The sequence below is a fragment of the Ottowia pentelensis genome (assembly GCF_964341695.1).
The window spans coordinates 2,266,057-2,277,562 of the sequence record NZ_OZ224513.1; the positions used below are offsets into that span (position 1 = coordinate 2,266,057).

Annotated in this window: 3 protein-coding genes; all 3 read right to left on the minus strand. The window is 64.7% G+C overall.

The features are described from left to right. The 3 genes from ACWHMB_RS11050 to ACWHMB_RS11060 are packed head-to-tail and all read right to left on the minus strand — an operon-like array spanning position 1 to position 11,462. The gene (locus ACWHMB_RS11050) at positions 1-3,132 is read right to left on the minus strand and encodes an SNF2-related protein (RefSeq protein ID WP_447648535.1); all 3,132 of its coding nucleotides are present in this window, start codon (positions 3,130-3,132) and stop codon (positions 1-3) included. Further along, complete coding sequence (locus ACWHMB_RS11055) at positions 3,119-8,506, minus strand: class I SAM-dependent DNA methyltransferase (RefSeq protein WP_447648536.1); 5,388 nt, start codon at positions 8,504-8,506, stop codon at positions 3,119-3,121. Before ACWHMB_RS11055 ends, ACWHMB_RS11050 begins: the two co-directional genes overlap by 14 nt. Positions 8,507-8,519: 13 nt before the next feature. Further along, on the minus strand, positions 8,520-11,462 hold the full coding sequence (locus ACWHMB_RS11060; RefSeq protein ID WP_377484583.1) for a DEAD/DEAH box helicase: 2,943 nt from the start codon (positions 11,460-11,462) through the stop codon (positions 8,520-8,522). Between the last annotated feature and the right edge of the window lie 44 nt (positions 11,463-11,506).

The following is an 11,506-nucleotide window of genomic DNA, read 5'->3' on the forward strand; positions in this document are numbered from 1 at the left end:
TCATCGCACCTTCAGAATTCCCGACGAAACGAGCTTGTCCTGCGACTTTGTCGTCGCCTTCAGTCGAAGCTCCGCAATGCGCTGCTCGATGCGCGCCTCCTCTTTTACCATCTGGCCCCTGAGCGCAGGGATCAGCTTCTGGCGGCGGCTGTCTCCAGATTGTTGAGCGGCGGCAATCCGTTCGGCGATCTTCCGGCGTTTGCGATCCAGGTGCTGCTGCAACGACTTGATCATCATCGCGATGCGGTCAGCGTCTTCCCGCTGGTATGCGCCACGGAACCGGAGGAATCCTTCCTCCAGCATGGCGCGACACTCGTCCTGCATGGAAGCGACCGTCTCGGCGTCCACATCCGCCCCGGCGCCAAACCAATCGACGCCCCTGAGCGCCATCGCATTGACCAGGGCCTCCGACAAGTTGGCGTCCAGCTCTTCTCCATCAGACAGTCGCTTCACGACGTATTCCAGTCGCTCAACCTCCCTCGAACCCGACACCGACCAGCGCGCCACGGCGAACACATAGATTCCGGGGAGCACACCTTCGAGCTGGATCTCCAGCTGAGCAGCCACCACCGGGTGATAGACGGCCGCTCCACCAGCACGGCCGTGACGGTCCGACACGAAGCGCACCAAGGGATGCTCCTGGGTGATCCGTTCAACACCGCGCTCGGATTGACCCTGCCGGTTCTCAAAGCGCGTCAGCGGCGGGGTCGAAGCCAGAAGCGCCGTCCGCCCCTGCAGCCTGTGCTGTTGCACAAAGTCGCTGAACTCGACGCGTGCGTCCGTTGACAGTTCGATGCGAAAAAATTCCGGCCGCTTGGCATCGGCGATCACCCGGGTTCCCGGATAGTGCGACCTCAGGAAATCGCCCACGAACGCCAACAGATCGTCGCCCAGGATGTAGCGTCCCAGTTCATTGGCCGCTTTCACCTTGTTCTGGATGAATTCACCATGGGCGATCAGGTTCGTCGCCTCGGCTTCCAGCTGAGCCTGCTGTCGGCTGGCCTGTTCAATGGCAAGGCATGTCTGGTCGATGCGATCGCGCTCCTGCTCTGGCGTCAGCTGGTGCGAAAGCAGTCGGTAGGTGAGCGTCCGAATCTCTTCCCCCAGCAGCGCCTCCATCGACCCAAGCGCGCGCTTGAAAATTTCCAGGCGATTGAGCAGCGCCTCGCAGACGCGGTCGTCCACGCTGTCCTCGTACACAAAATTCCAGATCAGGATTCGCGGCTGCTCCTGGCCGATGCGGTCGATGCGGCCGATCCGCTGTTCGATCTTGGCCGGATTCCAGGGCAGGTCGTAATTGATCAGCACGCTAGAGAACTGCAGGTCGACGCCCTCCGATGCCACTTCCGACGACAGCAGAATGTTCGGGCCATCGCTGGCCTCAAACGCCGCCAGCGCAGCAGCCTTGTCCATGCCCCCGTACAGCACGACGGCGCTCATGCCGTCCTCGGCCAGCCTGTCCGCCAGGTAGTGCAAAGTCTTCTTGTAGAAAGAAAAGAGCACCACCTTGCGTCCCGGGTGGTCTTTCCAGTACACGCGCAGGCTGCGCACCAGCTCCTGGTACTTGCTGTCTTGCTGACGCAGTGCCTTGGCATCGCCCACCGTGCGGGCAATCGACACCAACTCGCGCAACAAGGGGCCGCCACTGTTGCGGCGGTCCGATCCAGACTGCGACCCCAAATCATCGGCATCGAGCTCCGCCAGCAACTCGTCGTCGTCCGGCTCACCAAAGTCCCCCAGCCGCTCGTGCCAGCCTTGGCAGGCGGCCGCCATCGAGCTGGCCATCTGGCGCTGCGGAATCGTCAGCATGAACCCCTCGGCAACATCCAGCCGCGCACAAAACTCGCGCACCTTGGCCGTCACAGAATCGTAGAACGCACGTTCAGCCTCACTCATGCGGGCCTTGATGACATGCGGATCACGCACCACGCGATTCGCGTCCACATCGCGTTTGAGCGTGCGCGTCACGACCTTGCTGAGCGGGTTCAACCGGTCCAGCTGATCGGCCAGTTCTGCCCGGCCTCTGGCGCCCTGCAAGCGTTCACCGTCGGGCGGGTGATCCAGAAAATGGCGGATTTGCTGGTTGCCACGGAACAGCTCGGAGGCATGAATCTCGCGCAGCGTGTCCTGAAACTCCTGCACGTCCACCAGCCCGGCCAAGACCCGGTCGCGCAGGCGCACCACCGGCGCGTTGGCGCGCAGCAACCAGTCGAAGATGCCCTCGTACGGAAAAGCGTCTTCATCCAGCAGGTGAAGCAGGTTGTACAAATCGATGCTGCGCAACTGGATGGGCGTAGCCGACAGCATCACCATGCTCAGCGCCACGGGTCTGAGCAGCGCCGCCAGCCGGTGGGTCTGGGTGTTCTGGTTCTTCAGGTAGTGCGCCTCGTCAATCACCACCAGGTCGAACAAAGGTTCCTCCAGCTCCGACTCGTCCAGAAACCGGGCCAGCCTCGCCGCCCCCGACTGGCTGGGCTCTTCGGCATCGTTCCAGCCCGATGGCGGCCTCAGCCCCTGCATGCTGGCGATCAAGGCAAAGTCGTCCTGCGGGCGGGCCTGTGCCTGCTGCAGGCGTTCCAGCAATTCGCCGGCGCGCTCTACCTTCTCTGCCTGCACGCCGAAACGGTTGGACAACTCTGCCTTCCACTTGTCGCGCAGCATGGCCGGACACACCACCAGCAGGCGCCGGGCATCCTGGCGCGCGCGCAATTCGGTCCAGATCAGGCCTGCCTCGATGGTCTTGCCCAGACCCACCTCATCAGCAATCAAAATGCCGCTGCTTGGCGAATCCAGAAATTGCAGCACCGGCTTGAACTGGTAGGGCAAAAAGCGCGTCGAAGTCGTGTTCAGGCTGTAGATCAGGTTGGCCAACCTGCCGCTGAGCCGATGGTAGGTAATGGCCCCACGCAAATCGGCCACCCGCCCGTACCGGCCGCTCAACATCAGTTCATACGGCCCCAGGGCACGTTGCTCCACGGCCTCCAGCGAGTCGCGCAGCACGAACTCCTCTTCACCGCTGTCAAGAAAAGTCACCAGCACGCGCCGCCGGTTGGGTGGCCCGCTCTCCTCGCTGCCCAGAACACCCACCCGCCCGGGGTTGGCCTTCTTGCGGACCTTGTCACCGGGTTTCATGCTCGCCTTCAAAAAACGCCCACGCCACTCGGTAATCGTCTTCGCGGCTGGCGCGGGCGAAGGGGGCGGTGTAGGTTCGTTGCACTTCGCGGGGGCCGCCGGGGAGGGTGTCGTCCAGCACCCATTGGGTAATCACCGTGCCGTCGGGCACTTTGGGCGTGCCGCCGGCGTGCAGCACTTCGGGGCTGTCGCCGGCTTCGGCGTTGGCGTAGGTCCACAGGTCGTCCCAGCCCAAGGGGCGGATGTCCACCTTGCCATCCGGCGTGGTCATGCGGGTGCGCGGGGTTTTGGGGCCACCCTTGCGCGGCAGGCCGACGCCTACCAAGCCCTTGCTGTTGGTGAAGACGATGCGGCCGGTGGCGTCGTACCAGGTGTCGCGCTCATAGCCTTGCATGACGGGGAACTGCACGCGGTAAATCAGCAGCAACTCATCCAGCGTCAGGCCCAGGGCTTGGGCCACCAGCACGTCGATTTCGACCAGGGCCATGCGGCGGGCGTAGTCGCTGCGCAGGGCGCAATCGCGCGTCCAGGTGCTGGTGAGGGCGGGCCAGAAGTCGTGCGGCAAGCGCGGGTTGCCGGGCTGGCTCCAGCACTGGTCGGCAAAGTCCAGGTCATAGACCTGCTCCCACAGCGGGGCGTAGTGGGTGGTGAGGCAGTTGAGGGCGAGGTATCTGGAAACCACCTCTTGTGCCTCTAACGCCTGCGCTTTTGGCACAGGCATCTGGTCAGCTGTATCGCCGCGAAAATTTGACTTTCCTGTTGACTTCAAGAGAAAGTCGAGTGGCAACGCAGCCCACCAAGCAGATGTAGCTACCAGCTGCTCGGAATTTTGGAATGCGATGGAAAAAGCTCCGTCGATATGCGCCGCTTCAGGAGGCATAAGAGCTCCGGAAAGGGTTTTTTCCGAAGACGCCCCAACCATTTTTCTGGCGACGTGCCTAAAAAACTCCGTCACCGGCCTGCCCTGCGTTTCGCCCGGCTCCAGCCAACTGACGCGCGGCGTGCGGCGCAGGTATTCGGCGCGGTCGGGCATGGGGCGGTAGTTGGTGCGCGGCAGGTAGTCGTCGGGCAGGGTTTGCAAGTCGATGCTGTCGTAATGCCCCTTCTCGGTACAGACCGCACGCGGGGTTTTCATATGCGGGTTGGCGACAAAGAAGTGCGGGCCCGACAGCACCCAGTCGTGCGGCGTGGCGGCAAAGCCGGGGTCGGTGCTGGGGCGGCGGGCGATGGTGCCGTCCTTCTGCTGCATGGTTTCGTGCCACATCTCGGTGGAGACGTAGCCCTCGCCCACATCCGCCAACCGGCGCGGGTAGGCGGCCAGCTTGGCCAGCACGCTGCCCAAGGCCCCGGCGTGCAGTGCGGGCAGGCGGGCGCGGCGGGCCGGGGTGCCGGGTTCGTCGTAGAGCTGGGCAAAGGTGGCCAGCGCGGCCTCGTCCACGCGCACGATGCGGTCGCGGTGGCCAGCGGTGTTCCAGTGGCCGCTGTCGTTTTTGATGCCATCGGGCAAGCCGGTGCCGTCGTGCTGGTAGCAGGCATCGACGGTGGCGGGCACAAACAGATTGGCCAGATTGTCAAAACCCGGGCTGGCTTGCGCGCCGCCGTACACGTTGATGCTGTATTTCACGCGGTCGCCAATCGGAAACAGCATTTCCTGGTTTTGAAACTGGAAATGCCGCCGCAGCCGCGCATACATCACTTCGCGCAGGTGGCCGCCCTTGGGGTCGTCATACGGCCCTTCGGGGTGCAGCAGCCCGGCCACGCCCTGCACGCCGCCCAAACCCCAGGCCAGCGGCATAAAGCATTTGTAGAGGTTGGTTTGCACGCCCTTCAGAACAGGGTAGTTCTGCACGGCGTTGAGGAAGTTTTGCGTGCCCTCGGCCTCTTGCAGCTCGGCCGTCCAGTCGGCTTGCAGGCCGGGGAACTGGGCAAAGGCTTCGGCGCGCAGCTTGGCCAAATCACTGGCGCTGATTTTGCGGATGGCGAACTGGGGGTTGCGCTCGCCGAGGATGCCGGCCTCGTTCCACTCCACCTTCAGCCAGGGCGGGTTGCCGAGAATCACATCGAACCCGGCGCTTGCCGCGCCGCCGCCGCTGCGCCCGGCGCCCAGCAGCACGTCGGCAAAGCACAGCTCCCAGTGCATGAAGCGGCGCTGTTCGGCAATGGCCTCGACCACGGCCACGCGGGCAAAGTGCTGGCGCAGCTTGCTGATGCGCAGCTGGCCCAGCCTGTCGTGCAGGGCGGCGGCGCTTTCGCGTGATGCGCTGCCTGCGTCTTGCAGCTCGGGCTGGGCATCAAAGCCCTCGAAGCTGGGCTGCACTTTCTGGAACACCGGTGCCGCGCGCGCGCCGAACACCAGCTTGCCACTGCCGATGGCGGGCTGACTGAAAACCAGGCTGGCCTGGGGCGTGACGTCGATGACGTTGCCTTCCAGAATGGCGCCCACTTCCATCCACCACTGTTCGCGGCTGGGCAGGTCGGCACAACGGGTGATGGGCCAGAACCACAGGGCGCACCAGTAGTCCATGACGAGTTTGAGGCGGCGAAAGGGCGTGGCCAGGTCGCCGTCTTCATTGAGCAGGCCTTGCTGGCGGATGGCTTCTTTTTGCGCGCGGCTGACGCGGGTGATACGGGTGGGGCGGCTGGCCTCTGGCGCGTCGTCATGACTACTATTTTGATAGCTTCTCGCGCTTGCTTCATCTGCGCTGGAGGCCGATTTGGCTTGTAAACCGTGGGGCCAGACGGTGAGCGGGTCTTCGGTGCGCTCGCGGTCGCGGGCCAGGGCGGCGGCGTGCTCGGCCCACAGTTCATCCACGCGCTGGCTGAGCTGCTGCAGGCGGGCCACTTCGTGCGCGGCCAGGGGGGCGCAGAAGGCTTTGCGCCAGGTTTTGAGCTGCGCGAATTCGGCGCCGTAGAGCTTTTTGGCGTCTTTGTCGGCATAGGCGGCCATGCCGGGGTCGGGCAGCAGAAAGTGCCAGATTTCGTCGGGGCGGCGCGGCTGCTCGGCGGTGGCGCGGCGTGGGGGTTCTTCGTGCCAGGCGGGTTTGGCGCCTTTTGTCAAAGCGGCGGCGTTGAACACCTGGTGGCGCGCGCCGATGAGGCTGTTGCCGGCAAAGAGCTGGTAGCCAAACCAGGGCACGCGGGCAGGCAGGGGCTGGCCGGTGGCTTCGTCCTGCTCGCCATAGATGGCGTTGAGCCAGAGGGAGACTTCGGCCAGCTCGACGGCGACGGGGTTCAAGTCCACCCCGAAGACGTTGCGGTCGGCCAGGTACATGCGCACTTTTTGCAGCTCTTGCGGGTACTGGTCGTGCGGGATGCGGCGTTTCAGCTCGGCCTGTTTGCGCTCCAGGTAGCTTTCTGCCAGCTGGTTGACGGCTTCGTTCAAGAAGGCGGCGCTGCCCATGGCGGGCTCGCACACCGTCAGGGTGAGGATGTCGTCGGCCTTTTGGACGCGGCCGTTGTTCTCGTCCAGCAGTTCCTTGAGGGCGTACTTGACGAGGCACTGGGTGAGCACCTGGGGGGTGTAGTAGCTGGCGCTTTTTTGCCGGTCGCGGCCGGCCAGGCGGTAGATGAAGCTGCCCTTGGGGTGCATGCGCAGGCGGCGGCGGCCGTCCTCCACGTCATAGACTTTTTCATCGTCTTTGTAGTCGTCGATGCGGCTGCGGGGGACGAACCAGGCGTTTTCGAGCAGGTCGGCGCCCGCGTCTGCTGCGCGGGGGGCGCGGCCGGTGCCTTCCGTGTCGCTGGCGCTGTCGGTGTCGCTGGTGTCGTCGTCTCCGTCGCCGTCATCGCTGGTGGCAGCGCTGGCTTTTTTGGGCGCGGGTTTGACTTCGTACAGGTCTTCGTCGGCAAAGAAGCCGCGGTAGCTGAGCAGGGCCTCGTACACGGCGCCCAGTTGGTTGATGGACAGCAGCTGGTAGCTGACGCGGCCGCTGCGGCGGCCCCGGCCCTGCCCTTTGCTGAGCGAGAGCAGCTTGATGACGCGCTGCCAGATGTCGTTGGGGAACTGCACCTTGCCCAGCAGGGGCATGGTGGCGTCGTCGAACAGGCGGCTGTCGAGCGGGGCCAGGGCGAAGGTGTCTTTGGCGCCTTGCAGCGCGGGCTGTGTGGTGTCGCGCAGGCTGGCCTGCTCGCCGCCCATGCCGCAGCCGCGCGCCACGAGCTTGAACAGGCGGCGCAGGGTGAGGTCGAAGTACCGGCCGCCCCGCGCCTGTTGCGTGGGCAGGGGTTGCAGCTCCAGGTCGCGCAGGCTTTCCAGGCTGTAGCCCTTGAGGTACACCTCGCTTTTGTTGATGGGCACGTAGCCCAGCTCGGGCCGGGCCTCGATGTAGAACATGAACAGCAGGCGATAGACCATGCGCAGGCATTCGAGGCTGAGCTCGCCGGCGTCGAGCTTGTATTGGCCCGAATAGACGCTTTTTTTGCTGCCGCTGGCTTGTTCGTCGAGCTGGCGGGCGGCCTCGTTGCCCAGCAGTTCAATGGCTTCGCGCAGGGCGTATTTCAAGTCCTCGCTGACACCAAAGGCGTGTTTGTGGGCGTTTTCGTCCAGGCTCTCCAGCAGGCTGCCGCCCTCGCCGGGGGCCAGGCTGTCTTTGTGCAGCAGCGCGGCGCAGGCCTTGAGGGTGTCGGCGTCTTTGCGGTCGAGGATGTCGGCCCAGGCAAAGCGCAGGGCGCGGTTGTTGGGCCATTTGTAGCGGTCGAGCAGCAGCCATTCATCCAGGCCCAGCAGCAGCACGTAGCGCGGGGGCTGGTCGGCGCCGAAGATGGCGTCACCCAGCAGGTCGGCCCAGGTTTGGCCCTTGACCTGGGGTGGTAAAGGCTCAGTGCCGTAGTGGAAGGCGGTGAGCTGGTGGTCGAGCAGGTCGTCGTCTTCGCGGCTGGGCTGGTAGGCGGGGATGATGGCCAGGCGCGGGCCCTGAGCTTGCGGGCCGTGTAGTTGCCACACGGGCAGCGGCAGGCCGGGGGTGAAGCTGTAGAGTTGGGCGGCAGGCGCTGATTCACTATCTGTTCGATAGCTGCTTGCGCTTGCTGCATCAGCGCTGGAGGCTGTTTTGGCTTGTTCTTTGGTGATGCCCGGATAGCCCAGGGCTTGCAGCAGGCCGGATTGCAGTTGCGCATAGGCCTGCCAGCGCTCGTGTTCGTCTTTGCCGCGCTGCACCTGGCCGCGCAGGGCAAACCAGCGCTGGGCCCAGGCTTGCAGGCGCTTGGGTGGGGCGCGGTGGGCGTCATCGCCGGGGTGTTGGGCTTCTTCGGCGTCCCAGGCGTCGAGGCGGGCCTTGATGTCGCCCTTGAAGACTTCGGCCAGGTAGTGGTGGCTGAAGAACTCGTTTTCGTTGGTGATGCCAGCGAAGGTTTGTACGGCTTCGAGGATGGGCATGGTCAGGCTTGGGTCACGCTTGCGAGGTGGCTGCAGCGCTGGCAGCGGGGTGGCAGACGGCGGCGAGCACCTGTATCCAGGGCTGGGGTTCGGTGGTGAGGGTGTCTTGCACCCACTGGCGGTAGTCGTCGAAGACGCGGTTGATTTGCTGGCTGCGCTGCTCGAAGCGGCCGCGCTTGACGGTTTCCAGCTGCTTTTCCAGGTCGAGCGTGAGTTGCTGCACCTGGCGGCCTTGCAGGCGCTGCAGCTCGGTCAAGGTGCCTTGCAGGCGCTGTTGCAACTGGCTGGCAAAGGCGGCTTGTCTGGCGAGCATGTGGGCGTGCATTTGGTCCACCGCCAGGGGCAGAGCCTGCTGCATGGCGGCGCAGGTGGAGTCCAGCCCTTCGGTGTGGCCCCGGTTGGGCAGGCCGCCCGCGCGCAGGCCGGCGCGGGCGGCGAAGGAGTCAAAGTCTTCGAGCGCAAAGGGGCCGTTGCCAATGCGATGGGCCACCTGCCATTCGACCAGCAGGGGCTGGCCCTTGCGGTTGGACACCATGCTCAGGAGGATGAAGGCCTGCTCTTGCGGCTGCAGCTTGCCGCTTTGCAGCAAGGGGGCGCGGTGGCGGCCGAAGTGGGTGAGCACGCGGTCGCCCAGCCAGTCCATGATGGGGTGCTGGGGCCACAGGTAGTGCAGCTGGGGCCAGGTGTCCTCTTCAGCGCGGGCCTGGCGGGCGGTTTCGATGGCGGTGGCCATGCGGGCGGGGTCGGCACACAGGGAGTACAGGTCGTTGTCGGCCTGCACTTCGCGCGGCAATTGCTTGAGGCGGTCTTGCAGGTCGCGCGGCGCGGTGAGGGCAATGATTTGCTCGGCGTCGTGGGCCGTCCACTGGCACAGGCGGTTGGACGGGTGGCCCTGGTTGAGCTGGGTGAGCGCGGTTTTGGTGTAGTGGTAGTCGCTGTCGAACAGGGAGGTGGGCTCGTCAATCTGGCCGGTGCTGTTAACCGGCGCTGGGGCCTCGTCGCCACCGAACAGGCTGAGCAGGTAGTCGCCCTCGTTGTCGTCCTCCTGGGTGGCGGCTTTATCCAGCCGGGTTTCGACCTGCTCGGGGCTCATGCCCTGTGCCATGAAGTCGGTGACTTTCTCCACCTCTTTGTCGGGGTCGAAGACGTTGAGGAAGGCGGACGGGTCGCCCAGGTTGAGCGCGGCCTGCTCGTCTTTGGCGGCCAGGATTTCGAGAATGCGCAGGTCGCCCTTGATTTTGTCGGTGGTGGCCTCGGTGAACAGGTAAATGATTTGCGGCTGGTGCTTTTGGCCGTAGCGGTCCACCCGGCCATTGCGCTGCTGGAACACCATCAGCGACCAGGGCAAATCGAAGTGCACCAGGCGGTGGCAGAAGTAGTGCAGGTTCAGGCCTTCGCTGGCCACGTCGGAGCACAGCAGCACGCGAATGGGGTCGTCCAGGCGGCCGAAGCGGTCCACCAGCTCTTGCTGCTCGGTATCGGCCATCTGGCCATGCAGCACAGCCAGCTGGTTGGGCTTCATCTTCAGGTCGGCGGCCAGCTGCTCTTGCAGCCAGCGCAGGGTTTCGATGCGCTCGGAGAAGATGACCAGGCGGTCTGCGGCGTCGTTGGTTTTCCAGGCGAAGTCGGGTGAACGCAGGTGGGCCAGCAGGCGCTGGTATTTGCTGAAGCTGGTGGCGGTGGCGTCGGTGGTCAACGCACGCAGGCTGTGGGCCAGCTCTTGCAGGCCGCGCACCTCGGTGTCTTCCTCTGGCGTGGGGCTGGCCTTGCTGGAAAGCAGCTCCATGCGCTTGACCGTGGATTCCAGCGCTGCGGCCGGGCTGGAGAACAGGCCTTTTTGCAGGCCGATGCGCTGCAGCTCTTGCTGGCGACCGGCTTTGTGCTGGCCGCCCTGGGTGAAGGGCACGTCGAGCAAAGCGCGGTAGGCGGCTTCTTCTTGCGCGCTGGCGCTCTGGCGCAGGCCGATGGTCTGGCGCTCCTGGAAGTCGGCCTGCACCTGGTCCTTGATGTCTTTCTTGAAGCGGCGGATGACCAGGCCCTTGCTGCGGAAGTCGTCCGGCGTGTAGTGGTCGGGGTCGGCAATGGCGGTGGGGTCGAGCAGGCTCATCAGCGAGGCAAAGCTGCGCGCCGAGCCGTCGTGCGGCGTGGCCGAGAGCAGCATGAGCGTGTCGGACCGGTTGGACAGCAGCCGGGCCAGCCGTGCGCGGCGCGAGAGGCCCGACTCCCCTGCCCTGGCGGCCACGTTGTGGCATTCGTCGATGACGATGATGTCCCACCAGGCGTTTTCGAGGTAGTTGCGGTACTCCAGGTTGCTCTTGAGCGTGTCGATGGAGATGATGCTGCGGTCGAAGTAGTTGAACGGGTTGTGGTTGGCGGGAATGCGGTTGCGCACCCGGGCCAGTCCGACCGAATCGAGCCGCACCAGCGGAATGGAAAAGCGGCTCCACCATTCCTTCTGGAACTGGGTGAGCATGGCTTTTTGCGTGACCACCAGGATGCGCTTGCCGCGCCCGCGCTGTATCAGCTCGGTGGCCAGAATGCCCGCCTCCAGCGTTTTGCCCAGGCCGACGGCATCGGCAATCAGGATGCGGGAGCGCGGTTGCTTGAGCGCCTGCAAGGCGGGGTCCAACTGGTAGGGCACCAGGTTCATCACCGCGCGGTGGCCGAGATGGATCTTGTCGTCATTGGCGACGCTGCGGCGTCGCATGGCTTCCAGATACAGCAGCGTGGCGTTGTAGGTGGGGCTGGTGTCGGGCACCAACTGGGTCTGGGCCGGATCGAGGATGTCGATCTGATCTTCCAGCTCGGTCAGGAACAGGGCATCGCGGCCACGCACGAGATCGGAGATGCCGTCGCAGGTGAGCAGCCAGCCGCCGTCGGCAGCGGGGTCGGCACGGCGGATAAGCCATTCTTCATCGCGGATGACGGCGCGAGACCCCGGCGCAAAATTGAGCATGACGGCGTTGCTGAAAATACGGAAAACAATGCAAACTGTATCTT

Coding starts and splice junctions, on each gene's coding strand:
- ACWHMB_RS11060 (WP_377484583.1), bottom strand. CDS start 11,462: ATGCTCAATTTTGCGCCGGGGTCTCGCGCCGTCATCCGCGATGAAGAA.
- ACWHMB_RS11055 (WP_447648536.1), bottom strand. CDS start 8,506: ATGCCCATCCTCGAAGCCGTACAAACCTTCGCTGGCATCACCAACGAA.
- ACWHMB_RS11050 (WP_447648535.1), bottom strand. CDS start 3,132: ATGAAACCCGGTGACAAGGTCCGCAAGAAGGCCAACCCCGGGCGGGTG.